Genomic DNA, 15088 nt, shown 5'->3' with positions numbered 1-15088 from the left:
CTTGCGACGCAGAGCGTCGAGAACTGCATTCCCACGCTGGAGCGTGAGGAACGATCAGCCCGAATATCGTGCGGCGCAAGCGCTTCAGGCACGGCGGTTACTTGGCAAAGGAATATTCGCCGCCCTGCTCCAAAGCCTTGCGGTATGCAGGTCTGCCCTGCAGTCTTTCAACCCATGCGGTCACATTCGGGTAGGACTGCAGCATTCCCTGGGCCTTGGCGAACTCGCCAATGAAGCTCATCTGAATGTCCGCGCCGCTCAGCTCGTCGCCAAGCAGATATGGCGTCAGCCCCAAAGCCTCATTCAGATAGCCCAGATAGTTGGCCAGCTCCGACTGGATACGCGGATGCAGCGGCGCGCCCGCGTCACCCAGGCGTCCGACGTACAGGTTGAGCATCAGCGGCAGAATCGCTGAACCTTCAGCAAAATGCAGCCATTGCACGTATTCGTCGTAAGTAGCGCTGGCAGGGTCCGGCTGCAGGCGGCCGTCGCCATGGCGGCGAATCAGGTAGTCGACAATGGCACCGGACTCAATGACGACGTGCGGACCATCTTCGATGACAGGTGATTTGCCCAGCGGATGTACCGCCTTGAGCTCGGGTGGCGCAAGGTTGGTTTTCGGGTCGCGCTGATAACGTTTGATTTCGTAGGGCAGGTCGAGCTCTTCGAGCAGCCACAAAATACGCTGCGAACGTGAGTTGTTCAGGTGATGGACAGTGATCATGTCGGGCTCCGCCAGGTGAGAGTGTCTAAAAAAGACTGCGCTACCACCCCGGAGTGCCCTGAAATGATTTTACGTTCGATGAACGTACCCGACTCGCTCAGGCGCCTCTGTCACTCGAAGCACCCGCCGGTTCGCCACGAAGCTCGCGTTCCACTGCCGCTTTATCAATGACCGACCAGACCCCGACGATCTTGCCATCACCAAAGACTGAGTCTCAATGACGGAAAAAGAGACAAATCCAGTCATCAGGACAAGAAAAAGTTAATCGTTTCAGCAGCCCCATGCTCAAGGCTTTCGCCAAAAATGCAATCCTGAGTGGGGTTGTAGGGAACTAGCGCGACCGACATCGCCCTAAGCGTGACATCCATGTACTGGCGCAACGCTGGTTTCAAGCCAAGGACTTCAGATTCATGTCTTCTAGTAGCACCTCAGCAGCGGCGGGTCAGCAAGGCCGGCAACGCGCTGCATCGAATCGACTCATCTTTATCTCCGTGCTGGTGGCGACCATGGGCGCGCTGGCGTTCGGGTATGACACTGGCATCATCGCCGGCGCCCTGCCGTTCATGACCCTGCCCGCCGACCAGGGCGGCCTGGGTCTGGATGCGTACAGCGAAGGGATGGTCACCGCGTCACTGATTGTCGGCGCCGCGTTCGGCTCGCTTGCCAGCGGCTATATCTCCGACCGCTTCGGACGCCGCCTCACCTTACGCCTGCTGTCAGTGCTGTTCATCGCCGGCGCACTGGGAACCGCCATTGCACCGTCCATTCCGTTCATGATCGCCGCGCGCTTCGTGCTGGGTATCGCGGTGGGCGGCGGCTCTGCAACAGTGCCGGTGTTCATCGCCGAGATCGCAGGCCCGTCACGGCGTGCGCGGCTGGTCAGCCGAAACGAACTGATGATCGTCAGCGGCCAGTTGCTCGCCTATGTGCTGAGTGCAGTCATGGCCGCCTTGCTGCATACACCGGGGATCTGGCGTTACATGCTGGCAGTCGCCATGGTGCCAGGGGTGTTGCTGCTGGTAGGCACGTTCTTCGTACCAGCGTCGCCACGCTGGCTGGCCTCCAAAGGCCGTTTCGACGAAGCGCAGGACGTGCTGGAGCAACTGCGCCCCAGCAAACAGGACGCACAGCGCGAAGTCGACGAGATGAAGGCGCAGGACGAAGAAGCTCGTCATCGTCCCAAAGCAAGAGAATTGCTGCGTCAGCGCTGGGTCATCAAGTTGCTGCTGATCGGTGTAGGTCTGGGCTTTACCGCGCAGTTCACCGGGGTGAACGCGTTCATGTACTACACGCCGATCATTCTCAAGAACACCGGGATGGGCACCAACGCTGCGTTGACCGCGACGATCGGCAACGGCGTGGTGTCAGTCATCGCGACCTTGCTGGGCATCTGGGCCATCGGCCGCTATGGGCGTCGGCATTTGCTGATGACCGGTCTGGTCATCGTCATTCTGATGCAGGCAGCACTCGGTTGCGTGTTGCAGTTCATGCCGCAGAACATGACCCAGAGCTATACCGCCCTGGCCTGCATTCTGGTGTTTCTGCTGTTCATGCAGATGTGCATCTCGCCGGTCTACTGGCTGCTGATGTCAGAACTTTTCCCGATGCAGGTGCGCGGTTTGCTGACCGGCACGGCCGTATCGATGCAGTGGTTGTTCAACGCATCGGTAGCGTTCACTTTCCCGATCGCAGTCGATACCATCGGCAACCCGACGTTCTTCATCTTCGCCGCCATCAACATTGGCTCGTTGATTTTCGTGTTCCTGTGTCTGCCGGAAACCAAGGGCAAGTCGCTGGAGCAGATCGAAAAGCATCTGAAGAAAGAGCTGTAACGGCGACCGGATGAGGCCATCAACGGCCTCATCTACCCTCCAGGCAGATCAGCGCACCAGCATCGAAGCTGCTGCCGCGACCATGATTGCCGCCGCACCGCGAAACAGTTTTCTTTGCGCACGCTCACTCGACAGCAAATGTCGAATGCGCAAGGCGGCAAATATGAACACGGCCCCGACCGCCAGCAGTACCAGCACCGTCAGCGGCACCAGAACCAGCCCCCATGTCTGCAAAGAGACCGTTTCAAGATTGATGACCAACGGCAAAAGCGCCAGATAAAAGGCAATGGTCTTGGGGTTGCCCAAGGTAATGGTCAGTCCGGACGCGGCCGCGGACAGCAACTCTTTTTTCTTCGCTGATTTTCCGATTTCTATGGCTTGATGATCTGCGAACCAGAACTGCCAGGCCAGGTAGCACAGATAAATCGCGGCCCCCCATCGCACTACCTGAAACAACGCATTGAAGTGTTCGGCAATCATGGCAAGGCCAAATACTGCAAATGAAAGATAGGTCAGGTCACCGAGGATCAGCCCGGACAGCAGGCAAAAGCCCGACACCGCCCCGCCGCTGACACTCCGTGCGACCAGCGCTGCCATACCGGGGCCAGGAATGGCGGCGGCAATACCCAACGCTGCCGAATACGTAAGAACCTGAGTCAGATCAAGCATGTTGCACTCCTTGAAATAATTATAAGTGCCCGGCGAGCAGCGCCGTCAGTCATGTAAGACTGCTACCGTTGCAACGGGACGCGACCCACTGGCGGATTATTTCCCGAGAGAACACCAGGTCCTGCACCGCCAGCCCTACCGACTTGAAAACTGTTACGCCTCGAGTTTTTTGCAGCGTTTCATCTTTGCACAGTGTGCCGATCTCTGTTCCGCCACCCGATTGCGCAAGCAGACCTTTCTGAACGGCCTTGATCACGCAGTCGGATGCGGCCAGCACCGAGCGGTTGCAGTCAGTGAATAACGTAATGTCCTGGTAGACATCCTCGTGCAACTCCTGAAAACCAGGGGCTGAAGCGCCGATCGCGTTGATGTGACAGTGCACTGGAAGATCCGCATGAAACAGGATGGGCGAACGTGCAGCGGTGGTGGTACAGATGATATCGGCGTCGCGCACGGCTTCGGCAGCGCTAGTGCAAATCGAAACGGGCAGATCGCAGTGCTGCGCGCTCCAGGCTGAGAATTCGCGACAAGCCTCGTTGCTGCGCCCCCATACCGAAACGTACCTAATGGGCCTTACCGCTTGCATTGCCTGCAGATGAGCTCTCGCCTGCAAGCCTGTGCCCAGTATGGCAAGACGACTCGCGTCAGGGGCGGCCAGCAGCCGCGTCGCATGAGCCGATGCAGCCGCTGTGCGGATTTCCGTCACTGCACCTGCGTCCACCGCTACGACAGGAGTCACCTGCGCTTCGTCATAAATCAGGATCGTGCCCATGTGAGAAGGACCGCCGGCAGCCTCTCCAAACCTGACGACCACTGACTTCAGGCCGAATCCCTGGTAAGGACCACTCTTGATGTAGGCGGGCATGACGCCCATCAACGCGTTCTCACCGCCCTTGATAACGGTACGCAACGGCTGCTCTACCTGCCCTGAAGAATGCAGCTGGAACGCTACCTCGCTAAGTTGGAGACTTAGCTGAGCACTCATGAGCGACTTGACCGTATTGCCGTCCAAATGAAGCATCGTTCAGGCCTCGGACAATGTATTGAGCCCTTGAAAGGCGTCCCATTTGAACCGTTCATCGATTTCAGTACCGGCAATGCTGTTCAGAATCGTTGACATGTTTTTCTGTGCGACAGCGAGAATCACGTCCAGCATGTTTTGTTTGCTGAACCCGGCCTTGAGCACAGCCTCTACGGCTGCCCCGCTCAAGCGGCCACGGCAGTTGATCACTTCCAGGGTAAACTCGCGCAATGCCTGCAAACGGGTATTCAAGCGCCCAGGCTGATGAGCCAATGCCTCGACCACGGACTGATCAACGCCCTTGGACAAGGCAATGAAGGCATGCGCCTGGATGGTATAGGCGCACCCGTTTTCTACACCCGTGGTCATCCAGACCACCGCTTTTTCCTCCTCGCTTAACGAGCTTTCGATAACCAGGTCATGCGCCCGCTGATAAGCGCCCAACAATGAAGGCGACTCGGCCATATAGGCACTTTGATTGGGGATCCAGCCAAAGTTGTCGATCGAACTCTGGAGCAACGCTTTACTTTTCAGGGGGGCGGAGTCGATCGTGTGGAGCTTCAAGACAGTCATGATGACCTCGATCAAAAGTGATTCGGGGCTGCCCGGCTCGACCAGGTGCCCTTATGTTTGGGGAATCAGCGCCAGCGTGCGCTGACTTCAACGGGCTGGGTGCTCCACTGGATCGGCGCGAAGACGGACCAGAGCATGCGTATGGGGCGCGTCTTCGATATGAACTGCAGCCCATGGATATGGGCTGCAACCTCGGTGGTCAGCGCGACGTCGACTTCGCCCCTGGCTACCGCAGCTGCAGCGGCACTGGTAGAAAGCGAAAAAATCACCGAGTCGACTTCAAGACCGTCGGGCAGCAACTCCTGAATCAACATGAGCGGAGCGGGATGGGTAGCTATCGTAAGTTTTCTGGTAGTCAACGGCCCCTTGCTCACCAGACCGTACTCCGGGGTGTCAAAGACGAACGTCGCCACAAGGCTTAACCGCGGGTTCATATAAAAGTTATGAATCTGCGGATAGGCGTTGGCCACGATCAATACGCCGGGGATGCGCTCGTCCATCGCTGAGCAGGCATGCTCATAAGAGTCACTGAGGTTGATCTGCACCTGTGATTCAGGAAAACGCTGGCCTAGCCATTCGGTAAAGAAACCAGCCGCCGCTTCACTACTGGTTCCACTCGGCCCCAGTGTATGGATCATCACCTCGCGCCAGTCGCCCACACTCAAATTCAGGAATTTACTGTCCATTGTCATAAATCTCCGGATGATCGATTTCAAAGGGGGCTCAGCCAGTGGGCATATCGGCTGTGCGAACCTTTCACCGTTTGCAGGTAGAGGCTTCTCAGCGCGGCGGTCAGCTCGCCCACTTTGTGGTTCTGCAATACGTAATGATCAATCTGTGTCACGGGTACGATCTCGACGCCTGTGCCGGCGAGGAAGCACTCGTCGACCGAATACAATTCGGAAAACGAGATGTCTCGCTCTACCACGCTCAAGCCTAGTGTTTCTCTGGCCAGGGTCATGATCGAATCCCGGGTAATGCCCTCAAGAATGTGTGCACTAAGAGGCGGTGTGATGAGGCATCCATCCTTGACCACGAATACATTGGAGGTGGTTGATTCGGCCAGATTGCCGTGAATATTCAACATCAATGCATCGTCAAAACCGTTACGTTGCGCCGACTCCATGGCCAACGCCGAATTGGCATAGCTACCGGTGATTTTCGCTCGCGAAGGAAGAGATACATCCGGGATGCGTCGCCAGCTCGAAACGGCGCAGCGGATGCCGGCAGCGGGCATGTAGGCTCCCATTGCCAGCGTGTTGATAACCAGCCCGGAGCTGACGCCAGTCAGTTTTACTCCGAAACCGACGCCGGGCATCAGCGCCTTTTTGTAGGCCATGGGCCTGATATAGCTGTCGGTCAGCGCGTCATTGCGACGCAGTAAATCGAGAATGATTTCCTTTAGTTCAGCGCGGCCCGGCAGGCTGTCCAACTGCAGCAACCTGGCTGAGTTCTCCATACGTTCAAGATGATCGTCCAGCCTGAAGACGTTCAACTCGCCGTTTTCAGCAACATAGGCGCGTATACCCTCGAACACCGCGGTGCCGTAATTGAATGCCTGGGTCGTTATCGGAACCAGAGCGTCTGCAGCGGCTACAAAACGATCATCCAGGTACACCCATGGGTGCGGTTTGCGCGGAGTACTTGTGGTGTTGAGCGGTCCGTCGGCCATGGTCAGGCCCTCCGCGCAGCGATCTTCAAGGCGGTATCACGCTCCAGATTATCGCCGCCCGTGCGTTTGTCGTGGAGTCGCGCAGCTTTCCAGCTGACCATCGCTGCCGTGCCGGTCACCGCATCGGTTGGGCCGACAGTAATACTCACGGGAACACCGAGTGCGGTCTCCATATAGCTGGCAACGGTGTTCAGGTCGTTTCGGGCTTCGCTATTGGGCTGCAACTCGATAATGACGCTTAATTTATCGATACCCGACACGGTTTCGACCTGAATGTGATAGTCCAGACAACCTGTCAGATGCTCGAACAGCGCTGCTTCAACGTCGTAGGCGCAATGGTTGCGTCCGTTTATGACCAGCGTGTCTCTGAGCCGTCCGATGGGGATGATCTGCCACTTGCCCTGACTCAGAACCCGGGCTCTGATCGTATCTCCCGTGCGATACCGAATCAGAGGCTTCTGGCCCTGATAGAGGTGCGTGATAACCAGCTCGCCGGTCATCTGGCCGTCTTTCGGCTCCAGGACTTCGCCGGTGATCGGATTGACCACTTCATAGACGACATTCAAGGGCACGGTGCACAAGTGCCCCTGCTTGTCACAGGCAGCAAGAATTGAAGACTCCTGCGATGCGTACATGCAGTTGTAAACCGCACTGCCCCATACATCGCCAATGTTGCGCAACAAACCAGGCGTGGTGAGTTCACCCAAGGTGAATATCAACTTCACGCCCAGCGATGAAGGGTTCTGCCCCTTGTTGATCAGGTGCCTTGCCAGGCTGATTGCAACGGCGGGAGTACACACCAGTGCAGAGATTTTCAGCTCCCTGATCAGCGTAACGACGCGCTCCATACCGACAACAGGTGAGCGCGGCCACATCTTCACTACTGTGTGTCCCAGACTGCGGCAGACGTCCTCGAATGTATCCCCGGTAGAGTGCAGCTCCGTAGGCCCCATGACACCGACTATATGGCGCTCGCCGTGAGCCTGAAAAAGCGCTCCGTAACGAAGTATCAACGGGGTATTGTTGAATATCGAATCCCGCTCGTTACGCGGGCATGGCGTGGCCGCACCCGTCGTGCCGGTGGTTTCGTAATAGATCCAGGCATCAGACAGCGGAGCAGAGAGCATGAAGTGACCTGCCGTGCGCAAGTCATCTTTCGTAGTAAATGGCAACTGGCGGAAAGCGTGCCAGTCCAGCGTGCTTAATGCAGCGTCCGACGCGGACAACAGATCGCGATAAAACGGAGAATGGGCGTTGACATAACGAAGTGTCTGCCTGAGACGGTCGAGTTGAATAGAGTTAAGTTCCTCGACAGAGATACCATCGCTTTCAAACAATGCATGCTGCTGGTACGTGACACGCGCCAACTCTAAAAGATCCGGTTTGAATAAAGCGTACACGACAACCTCCTTGTCATTGAGATAATTACTTGAACAGTGGAAAGTTTCCTGACAGCTTACTGATCTTTTTCTTCGGCCCTATCAGCCCGATCGCGACCAACTCGATGGACGAACTGTCAGCCTCGGAGATACGCGACTCGTACTCCTGATATGTTTTGCAGGATTGCGCCAGTGCACTGAACGGAATGCTGAAAATCTCATCATCGGCCAGGGCTTTTTCCTGAAGCTCGTGCAGGCTTTCATTGCTGGACAACAGAATCGGCAAAGGCGCGTAGATGACGCCAGGGTAGTTGACACTGTCGCTGCTCTGCATGTCCGGACCGACCAGTCCCTCTACGGAGCGCCCCATACTGACGCCGATGACGCTGACTGCGTTCGCGGCATGCCCCAGCCCCAGCGCCTTATCAACAACGATTACACACTTGTGAAGTGCCGCATCAAAATTCATGGGTCCCCCCTCAAACTATCGAGAAACGCTCACCGCATCGAGCGGTGCGCTGACCACGTCAGTCCAGCCATCGAGCAGCCCTGACCACTGTGTTGTTTCACTGTTGATATCGATATCCACGACCTGCCAACTGGCGATCTTCTGCCACTTGAGCACGCCGTCCTGGTGATCAGGATGAATAAGGAAACTTGACAGTTCTTCCTGACTTTCAAATAAGCCCATGACCACAAAGTCCATCGCTCTTTTACGCACGCTTATATTTCTTCCACAGGCCCAGCCTGCAATCTCGCTAATACGGTGCGGGTGTCCACGGGTGGCGGCTTCTGCCTCCAGGACTTCACTGTCACACCATTGAAAAGGCTCATAAAACTTGAAGAAAACCAAGTGGAGAATCATGCATCGTCCTTGTTTATCGCCGACCACGTTGACTGGATTATTTAAACGCGGGGCTGTCCCTATTTACTTTCCAACGATCCGGCTAACGGCAAACAGTGTATTGATGAGACGTTTGCCAAACCTTGTCTGGAAAAAATACTACACGCTTTAAACGGGAAAAAATCATCTATTCTGATTGCCTGAATCACCGAATTAGGTAGAATTTCCCCCATCCACAAGGAGTTGCGGAATTTATGACCTACCAGACGTTGAATCCTACTGATGTAAGGATCCTCACGGCGCTGCAGCAGGATGGCCGTATCACCAACCAGACCCTGGCCGACCAGATCGGCATGTCTGCCTCGCCCTGTTGGCGACGGGTCAGGCAGCTGGAAGAACATCGCTATATCCAGGGTTACAGAGCCGTACTGGACCGCCGCAAGATCGGGCTGGGCGTCATGGTGTTCATTCGTATCAGCATCGACAGTCATAGTGAGGCCGAGGCCAGAAAATTCGAGAAGGAAGTCATGCAGCTGGAAGATGTCGTGGCGTGCTACAGCATCGGTGGCGATGCGGACTTTCTGCTTCAGGTCGTAGCGCCCGATCTGGATTCCTTTGCTGACTTCGCCATGACCGTGGTCAGACGATTACCCGGCATCAAGGAAATGCAGAGCATGTTCGTCCTCAAGGAAATAAAACCGTTCGTCTCGTTCCCGGTAAAGCAGCCCGCATAGCATAAATGCGTGCATCGGCATCAATGACTGCACGCCCATCATTTCAAATAAAGGAATAGCCATGCCCACGACCGAGCCAGCCACCGTGACCTTCACCAGCGCCATCCCGATCCTGCGGATGTTCGATGAACGCAAAGCGCGTGAGTTCTATATCGACTTTCTCGGTTTCAGCATCGAATTCGAACACCGCTTCGAAGCGGATCTGCCGTTGTATCTGGGCATCAGCCGTAACGGGCTGAACCTGCACCTCTCCGAGCATCACGGTGACGCCTGTCCAGGTGCGGCGGTGTTCATCCCGACGCAGAACATCGAGCAATTGCGCGATGAGCTGATCGGCAAGCAGTACGGCTATGCCCGCCCGGATATTGTTCAGCAAGGCTGGGGGAAGGTACTGGAAGTCTGCGACCCGTTCGGTAACCGGCTCAGGTTCTGCGAGAGCTGAGAAACCCGCATTGATGTCAGCCGTGCGGCGATACTATTCGCCCTGCGGCTGACACGACCCATCTTTGTGCACACAGACGCATTCAAGCGCACACATGACGCATGATTGCAGCGCAACTCACCGCCAATAGCCAGTAATCCCGCCGTAAATCGCCCTCCGGCCGACGTTGGCCCATAACGTGCAAACGCGTCAGTTCATCTTGTATACATGAATGAACACCACCATGACCGCACTCGATATTCCTGAACTTCAGTCGGCGCTCCGCTCCGGCGAAACCACGCTGACGACTCTGGTGCATACCCTGACTGCGCATATTGATGCGGATGACCGGGCAGAGGTCTGGATTCATCGCGTTCCCCTGGCACAGCTTGTCGAGCGGGCAAAGGCGCTGGAGGGCATCGCCGAAGAAATGGGCGATGCGCTGTATGACCGGTTGCCGCTGTTCGGCGTGCCCTTTGCGGTCAAGGACAATTTCGACGTGGCGCAGATGCCGACCACGGCTGCCTGCCCGACGTTCGCCTACGTACCCGAGGACAATGCTCACGTTGTGCAGCTGCTGCTCGACAGCGGCGCAATCCTGATGGGCAAGACCAATCTCGATCAATTCGCCACAGGCCTGGTGGGCGTCCGCTCGCCTTACGGCGCGGTACGCAATGCGCATGATCCGGCCTACGTCAGTGGCGGTTCGAGTTCCGGTTCGGCAGTGGCGGTAGCGCGTGGCTACGTCAGTTTTGCACTGGGCACGGACACCGCAGGTTCAGGCCGCGTGCCAGCCGGCTTCAACGGCATCGTCGGGCTCAAGCCCAGCCTTGGCCTGTTCAGCAGCCGCGGGGTCGTGCCTGCCTGCCGCACGCTGGACTGCCCATCCATCTTTGCCAACGATGTGATGCAAGCCTGGCAGGTGGCGCAGGTCATTGCAGCTTACGACCCGCTGGATGCGTCCAGTGTGGCCGTGCAGGCATTGCCGGTGCAGCGCAGGGTTCGGCGTGTCGCCGTCGCACGGCACTGCGAGTTCTTCGGTGACGAGCAGGCACAGGCGGCTTACCTCAAAACTCTGGAAGCCCTGCAAAACGACCCGCTGGTGACGGTCAGCGCTATCGAGTTCGACGTGTTCGCCGAGGCAGCTGCCCTGCTGTATCAAGGCCCGTGGGTGGCGGAACGCCGCGCTGCCATCGGCGAATTCTTCGCCAGCAACGCGGCCGACATTCATCCCGTGGTGCGCGGCATTGTGCAGAGCGCTGATTCATTCGACGCCGTGGACACGTTCAACGCGCGCTATCGCCTGGCAGAGCTGACCCGCGCTGCGCAGCAACTGCTGACCGACATCGATGTGCTGGTGGTGCCAACCGCGCCGTGCATGCCGACCATCGAAGCGGTGCTCGGCAACCCGGTCGCGCTCAACTCACAGCTCGGCTATTACACCAACTTCGTCAACCTGATGAACATGTGCGCCATCGCCATCCCGACAGATCGTCGCGCGGACGGGCTGCCTGCGGGTATCACGCTGATTGGCCCGGCCGGTGCCGATCAACGCCTGGCAGAGATCGCCGCCGCCTGGCAGCCGCTGTTCGGCCAGGCTGACCAGCGTGACGCCGTGGCAATGGCTCCCCTGCCCTATAACAGCCCGACCGTACAGGTTGCGGTCGTCGGCGCGCATCTGGTCGGCCAACCGCTCAACTGGCAACTGCTTGAAGGTGGCGCTCGCTTGCTGCGCAGCACAACCACCAGCGCGGATTACCGCCTGTATGCGCTGGCAGAAACGTCGCCGCCGAAGCCGGGACTGGTGCGCGTCGCTGAACAGGGCGCGAGCATCGAGATAGAAGTCTGGGAAATGCCGCTGAACCAGTTCGGCGCTTTCGTCGCAGCCATTCCCGCGCCACTGGGCATCGGCTCGCTGCAATTGGCCGACGGCCAGTGGGTCAAGGGTTTCATCTGTGAGCCTGGCGGCCTTGAAGGCGCGCTGGACATCACTGACTACAAAGGCTGGCGCGCCTACCGCGCCGCGCACACATCTTCCATCGCTCAATGACCCGAGGTAGCACACATGTCGAATGTTGATCGTCGCAGTTTCATCAAGTTGGCGGGCATTATCGGCCTGAGCGCAGCGCTGCCTTTCGGTCGCGCCTATTCAGCCGATGCGCCGCTGGTAGTGGGTTTTATCTACGTCGGCGCTCGCGACGACTTTGGTTACAACCAGGCCCACGCCCAGGCAGCGGCCATCATCAAGACACTGCCCAACGTCAAAGTGATCGAGGAAGAGAACGTTCCGGAAACCGTGGCCGTACAGAAGACCATGGAAGCCATGATCCGTCAGGACGGCGCCACGTTGATTTTCCCGACCTCGTTCGGCTATTTCGAACCGCATGTGGTCAAGGTCGCCAAAAAGTACCCCGACGTCCGTTTCGCACACTGCGGCGGTCTCTGGCAGAAAGGTCGCGACCCGATGAACGCGGGGAGCTTTTTCGGTTACATCGACGAGGCGCAATACCTCAACGGCGTGATCGCCGGGCACATGAGCAAGAGCAAAAAGCTCGGTTTTGTCGCCGCCAAACCAGTGCCTCAGGTGCTGCGCAACCTCAACGCCTTCGCCATGGGTGCCCGCTCGGTCGACCCGAGCATCGTCACCACGGTGATCTTCACCGGTGACTGGTCGCTACCGGTCAAGGAAGCGGAGGCCGCCAACGGCCTGATCGACCAGGGTTGTGACGTACTGACCTGCCATGTCGACGGGCCCAAGGTGATCGTCGAGACGGCTGAAAAACGCGGCGTGATGACCTGTGGCTACCACGCCAGCCAGGCTGCGCTGGCGCCCAAGGGCTACCTGACCGGGGCCGAATGGAACTGGGAGACGCCTTATCGTGCTCACGTCGCGGCAGCCCAGAGCGGCGCGCCGATGATCAACTTCCTGCGCGGCGGGCTCAAGGAAGGCTTCGTCAAAACGTCCGCTTACGGGCCTGCGGTAACAGCCGACGCCAAACAGAAAGCGGATGCCATCAAGGCGCAGATGATGGCCGGTCAGTTCGTGATTTTCAAAGGCCCGCTCAAGGACAACAAGGGCAACGTGGTGATTGCCGATGGCGTTGTCCAAGGCCAGACCGACATTGCTCTGGAGAGCATGAATTACCTGGTCGAAGGCGTGCTTGGCCAGCTCTGAGGAACGTTCATGAGTTCATCGACAAGTCTGCGCCGCCTGGCCAGCGCGTTGTTGCCGGGGCTGCCTACGCTGCTGGCGGTGTTTTCCTCGTGCGTGCTGTTCGGGCTGTTTCTGGCGGTTCAGGGCAAGCCTGCCTGGCAGGCGCTGCACCTGGTCGGCGAAGGCGCGTTCGGCTCGTGGTTCGCCCTGGAAAACACCTTGCAACGCGCCGCGCCGCTGATGCTCACCGCGCTGTGCGTCGCCCTGCCCGCACGGGCCGGGCTGATCATCATCGGCGGTGAAGGCGCGCTGGTACTGGGCGGTCTGGCTGCCGCAGTGACACCCTTGTGGCTCAGCCATCTGCCAGCCGCTTTGATGCTTGCCTGCATGGCGGTCGCGGCAATGACCGTGGGCGCACTGTGGATCGGTCTGAGTGGCTGGATGCGCCAGCGTCGCGGGGTCAATGAAACGATCAGCAGCCTGCTGCTTTCGTACATCGCCCTGGCACTGTTCCGGCAGTTGGTGGAAGGCCCCCTGCGCGACCCGGCAAGCCTGAACAAGCCTTCGACGCCGCCGCTGGACGATGCCTATATGATCGGCACGATCAGCGACAGTTTCGAGGTGCACTGGGGACTGGTGGCGGGCGTCGTCGCCTGTCTGCTGGCGTATGTGCTGGTGCGCCACAGCGTCAAGGGTTTTGCCCTCGCCGTGGTCGGCGGCAACGTGCGGGCTGCGCTGATGATCGGCTTGCCCGTGGACCGGCTGATCATGCTCAGTTGCCTGCTGGGCGGTGCGGCGGCGGGCCTGGCCGGCATGTTCGAGGTCACCGCGGTGCAAGGCAGCGCCAACGCCGCACTGATCGCAGGCTACGGCACCAGCGGCATCCTTGTCGCCTTCGCCGCTCGCCATCATCCGCTGGCCATTATCGTCTGCGCCATCCTGCTTGGCGGGCTGGAGGCCAGTGGCGGACTGCTTCAACGACGGCTCGGTCTGCCGGACGCCACCACGCTGATTCTTGAAGGTCTGCTGTTCACCAATCTGCTGCTCTGGGAAGCCCTGGGTGGACGTATCGCCGCCTGGAAGATCAGGCTGACGGCGGCGCCTGCGCCGCTCGACAAGGGAGCACTGCAACATGGCTGATATCGACCTGACTACCTTTCTGCTCGCCCTGCTGGCCGGCGCCATCCGCGTCGGCACGCCTTTTCTGTTCGTCAGCCTGGGCGAATGCCTGACCGAGAAGAGCGGCCGGATCAACCTGGGGCTGGAGGGCATTCTGGTCGCGGGTGCCATGTCCGGATATGCCGTCGCGTGCCTGAGCGGCTCGGCGTGGCTGGGCGTCGGCGCGGCTGCCGGGGTCGGCATTCTGCTGGGCCTGCTGCATGGGCTGGCGTGCTCGTTGCCACGGGTCAACGACATCGCGTTCGGCATCGCACTGATCCTGCTCGGCACCGGCCTGGCGTTCTTTCTCGGCAAAGCCTTTATCCAGCCACAGGCGCCCATGCTGCCTTCACTGGCGCTGGGTGCCTGGAGCAGCGAAGAACGCGTGCGCTCGGCGCTGAACATCAATGTGCTGTTCTTCGTCGGTGCAGCGCTGGCGTTCGTGCTGCACTGGGGGCTGCGCACCACGCGCTGGGGGCTGATGCTGCGTCTGGTCGGCGACCATGCCGAAACCGCTCAGGCGCTGGGCTATCGACCGCTCAAGGTACGCATCGTGGCCACTGCGGTGGGCGGCGGGCTGGCCGGTATCGGCGGTGCCTATCTGTCGCTCTACTACCCCGGCAGCTGGAACGAAGGGCTGTCCAGCGGTCAGGGGCTGATGGCCGTGGCGCTGGTGATCTTTGCCCGCTGGCGCCCGTTGGCGTGTCTGTGGGCGTCGTTGCTGTTCGGCGCTGCCGGTGCCATCGGCCCGGCCCTGCAAGCGGTCGGTATCAGCACCGGCTATTACCTGTTTGCCGCAGCACCTTATGCGCTGACGCTGGTGGTGATGTACGCCACCTGTCGCCGTGGTCGCACTTTGAACGGCGCGCCGGGCGAACTCAGCCTGACGCGATGAACTGATCTTTTT

At 58.9% G+C, this 15088-nt stretch carries 16 protein-coding genes and 1 pseudogene; 7 read left to right on the top strand and 10 right to left on the bottom strand.

Annotated features, from left to right (window positions below; translation table 11 throughout):
- Window positions 1-97: 97 nt before the first annotated feature.
- Complete coding sequence (locus QRN50_RS16295) at window positions 98-724, bottom strand: glutathione S-transferase family protein (protein ID WP_004406575.1); 627 nt, start codon at window positions 722-724, stop codon at window positions 98-100.
- Between the two features lie 97 nt (window positions 725-821).
- Window positions 822-929, bottom strand: a pseudogene (locus QRN50_RS16290) (ester cyclase); the annotation flags it as partial.
- 205 nt (window positions 930-1134) lie between these two features.
- Between QRN50_RS16290 and QRN50_RS16285 the strand changes: the two are divergent.
- A complete protein-coding gene (locus QRN50_RS16285) occupies window positions 1135-2556 on the top strand; it encodes a sugar porter family MFS transporter (protein ID WP_004418871.1) in 1422 nt (473 codons plus the stop codon).
- Between the two features lie 48 nt (window positions 2557-2604).
- On the opposite strand, the gene QRN50_RS16280 is transcribed toward QRN50_RS16285, so the two are convergent.
- The 8 genes from QRN50_RS16280 to QRN50_RS16245 form a co-directional block, all read right to left on the bottom strand.
- Window positions 2605-3225, bottom strand: coding sequence for a LysE family translocator (locus tag QRN50_RS16280; RefSeq protein ID WP_004406576.1), 621 nt, complete (start codon window positions 3223-3225; stop codon window positions 2605-2607).
- 49 nt (window positions 3226-3274) lie between these two features.
- Window positions 3275-4246, bottom strand: a complete 972-nt coding sequence (locus QRN50_RS16275) for an ornithine cyclodeaminase family protein (protein ID WP_024639178.1) — start codon at window positions 4244-4246, stop codon at window positions 3275-3277.
- 3 nt (window positions 4247-4249) lie between these two features.
- Window positions 4250-4819: a carboxymuconolactone decarboxylase family protein gene (locus tag QRN50_RS16270; protein ID WP_024639179.1), complete on the bottom strand. Its 570-nt coding sequence runs from the start codon at window positions 4817-4819 to the stop codon at window positions 4250-4252.
- Between the two features lie 65 nt (window positions 4820-4884).
- Complete coding sequence (locus QRN50_RS16265; protein WP_024639180.1) at window positions 4885-5505, bottom strand: bacilysin biosynthesis protein BacA; 621 nt, start codon at window positions 5503-5505, stop codon at window positions 4885-4887.
- A 26-nt stretch (window positions 5506-5531) separates the two neighbouring features.
- Window positions 5532-6491 carry a branched-chain amino acid transaminase gene (locus tag QRN50_RS16260; protein WP_096127290.1) on the bottom strand — a complete coding sequence of 320 codons (960 nt, stop codon included), beginning with the start codon at window positions 6489-6491 and terminating at the stop codon, window positions 5532-5534.
- A 2-nt stretch (window positions 6492-6493) separates the two neighbouring features.
- Window positions 6494-7891, bottom strand: coding sequence for a phenylacetate--CoA ligase family protein (locus QRN50_RS16255; protein ID WP_004406584.1), 1398 nt, complete (start codon window positions 7889-7891; stop codon window positions 6494-6496).
- Between the two features lie 25 nt (window positions 7892-7916).
- Window positions 7917-8339: a DUF2000 domain-containing protein gene (locus QRN50_RS16250; RefSeq protein WP_004403022.1), complete on the bottom strand. Its 423-nt coding sequence runs from the start codon at window positions 8337-8339 to the stop codon at window positions 7917-7919.
- Window positions 8340-8354: 15 nt separating this feature from the next.
- On the bottom strand, window positions 8355-8735 hold the full coding sequence (locus QRN50_RS16245) for a Dabb family protein (protein WP_096127291.1): 381 nt from the start codon (window positions 8733-8735) through the stop codon (window positions 8355-8357).
- Window positions 8736-8968: 233 nt separating this feature from the next.
- Here QRN50_RS16245 and QRN50_RS16240 point away from each other — a divergent pair, with 233 nt between their 5' ends.
- The 6 genes from QRN50_RS16240 to QRN50_RS16215 all read left to right on the top strand — a co-directional run bounded on the left by QRN50_RS16240 (window position 8969) and on the right by QRN50_RS16215 (window position 15076).
- Complete coding sequence (locus QRN50_RS16240) at window positions 8969-9448, top strand: Lrp/AsnC family transcriptional regulator (RefSeq protein ID WP_004403020.1); 480 nt, start codon at window positions 8969-8971, stop codon at window positions 9446-9448.
- Between the two features lie 61 nt (window positions 9449-9509).
- A complete protein-coding gene (locus tag QRN50_RS16235) occupies window positions 9510-9890 on the top strand; it encodes a glyoxalase superfamily protein (protein ID WP_004406588.1) in 381 nt (126 codons plus the stop codon).
- A 223-nt stretch (window positions 9891-10113) separates the two neighbouring features.
- Entirely contained in the window at window positions 10114-11919 is a 1806-nt protein-coding gene (gene atzF / locus QRN50_RS16230; RefSeq protein WP_024651232.1) for an allophanate hydrolase, read from the top strand.
- A gap of 15 nt (window positions 11920-11934) precedes the next feature.
- Complete coding sequence (locus tag QRN50_RS16225) at window positions 11935-13044, top strand: BMP family ABC transporter substrate-binding protein (RefSeq protein ID WP_024660799.1); 1110 nt, start codon at window positions 11935-11937, stop codon at window positions 13042-13044.
- A 9-nt stretch (window positions 13045-13053) separates the two neighbouring features.
- Window positions 13054-14163: an ABC transporter permease gene (locus tag QRN50_RS16220; protein WP_096127292.1), complete on the top strand. Its 1110-nt coding sequence runs from the start codon at window positions 13054-13056 to the stop codon at window positions 14161-14163.
- Complete coding sequence (locus tag QRN50_RS16215; protein ID WP_004406591.1) at window positions 14156-15076, top strand: ABC transporter permease; 921 nt, start codon at window positions 14156-14158, stop codon at window positions 15074-15076. The genes QRN50_RS16220 and QRN50_RS16215 overlap by 8 nt, the downstream gene beginning before the upstream one ends.
- The last annotated feature ends 12 nt before the right edge of the window (window positions 15077-15088 follow it).

Origin of the sequence: Pseudomonas sp. MEJ108 (genome assembly GCF_030208985.1) — a bacterium.
GTDB classification, from domain to species: domain Bacteria; phylum Pseudomonadota; class Gammaproteobacteria; order Pseudomonadales; family Pseudomonadaceae; genus Aquipseudomonas; species Aquipseudomonas fragariae.
This window is presented reverse-complemented; position numbering and strand designations above follow the sequence as displayed.

What these genes read in the sequence shown, in the direction of transcription:
- atzF (WP_024651232.1), top strand. Translation starts at nt 10,114, where the DNA reads ATGACCGCACTCGATATTCCTGAACTTCAGTCGGCGCTCCGCTCCGGC.
- QRN50_RS16240 (WP_004403020.1), top strand. Translation starts at nt 8,969, where the DNA reads ATGACCTACCAGACGTTGAATCCTACTGATGTAAGGATCCTCACGGCG.
- QRN50_RS16285 (WP_004418871.1), top strand. Translation starts at nt 1,135, where the DNA reads ATGTCTTCTAGTAGCACCTCAGCAGCGGCGGGTCAGCAAGGCCGGCAA.
- QRN50_RS16265 (WP_024639180.1), bottom strand. Translation starts at nt 5,505, where the DNA reads ATGGACAGTAAATTCCTGAATTTGAGTGTGGGCGACTGGCGCGAGGTG.
- QRN50_RS16225 (WP_024660799.1), top strand. Translation starts at nt 11,935, where the DNA reads ATGTCGAATGTTGATCGTCGCAGTTTCATCAAGTTGGCGGGCATTATC.
- QRN50_RS16235 (WP_004406588.1), top strand. Translation starts at nt 9,510, where the DNA reads ATGCCCACGACCGAGCCAGCCACCGTGACCTTCACCAGCGCCATCCCG.
- QRN50_RS16295 (WP_004406575.1), bottom strand. Translation starts at nt 724, where the DNA reads ATGATCACTGTCCATCACCTGAACAACTCACGTTCGCAGCGTATTTTG.
- QRN50_RS16280 (WP_004406576.1), bottom strand. Translation starts at nt 3,225, where the DNA reads ATGCTTGATCTGACTCAGGTTCTTACGTATTCGGCAGCGTTGGGTATT.
- QRN50_RS16215 (WP_004406591.1), top strand. Translation starts at nt 14,156, where the DNA reads ATGGCTGATATCGACCTGACTACCTTTCTGCTCGCCCTGCTGGCCGGC.
- QRN50_RS16220 (WP_096127292.1), top strand. Translation starts at nt 13,054, where the DNA reads ATGAGTTCATCGACAAGTCTGCGCCGCCTGGCCAGCGCGTTGTTGCCG.
- QRN50_RS16275 (WP_024639178.1), bottom strand. Translation starts at nt 4,246, where the DNA reads ATGCTTCATTTGGACGGCAATACGGTCAAGTCGCTCATGAGTGCTCAG.
- QRN50_RS16270 (WP_024639179.1), bottom strand. Translation starts at nt 4,819, where the DNA reads ATGACTGTCTTGAAGCTCCACACGATCGACTCCGCCCCCCTGAAAAGT.
- QRN50_RS16250 (WP_004403022.1), bottom strand. Translation starts at nt 8,339, where the DNA reads ATGAATTTTGATGCGGCACTTCACAAGTGTGTAATCGTTGTTGATAAG.
- QRN50_RS16260 (WP_096127290.1), bottom strand. Translation starts at nt 6,491, where the DNA reads ATGGCCGACGGACCGCTCAACACCACAAGTACTCCGCGCAAACCGCAC.
- QRN50_RS16245 (WP_096127291.1), bottom strand. Translation starts at nt 8,735, where the DNA reads ATGATTCTCCACTTGGTTTTCTTCAAGTTTTATGAGCCTTTTCAATGG.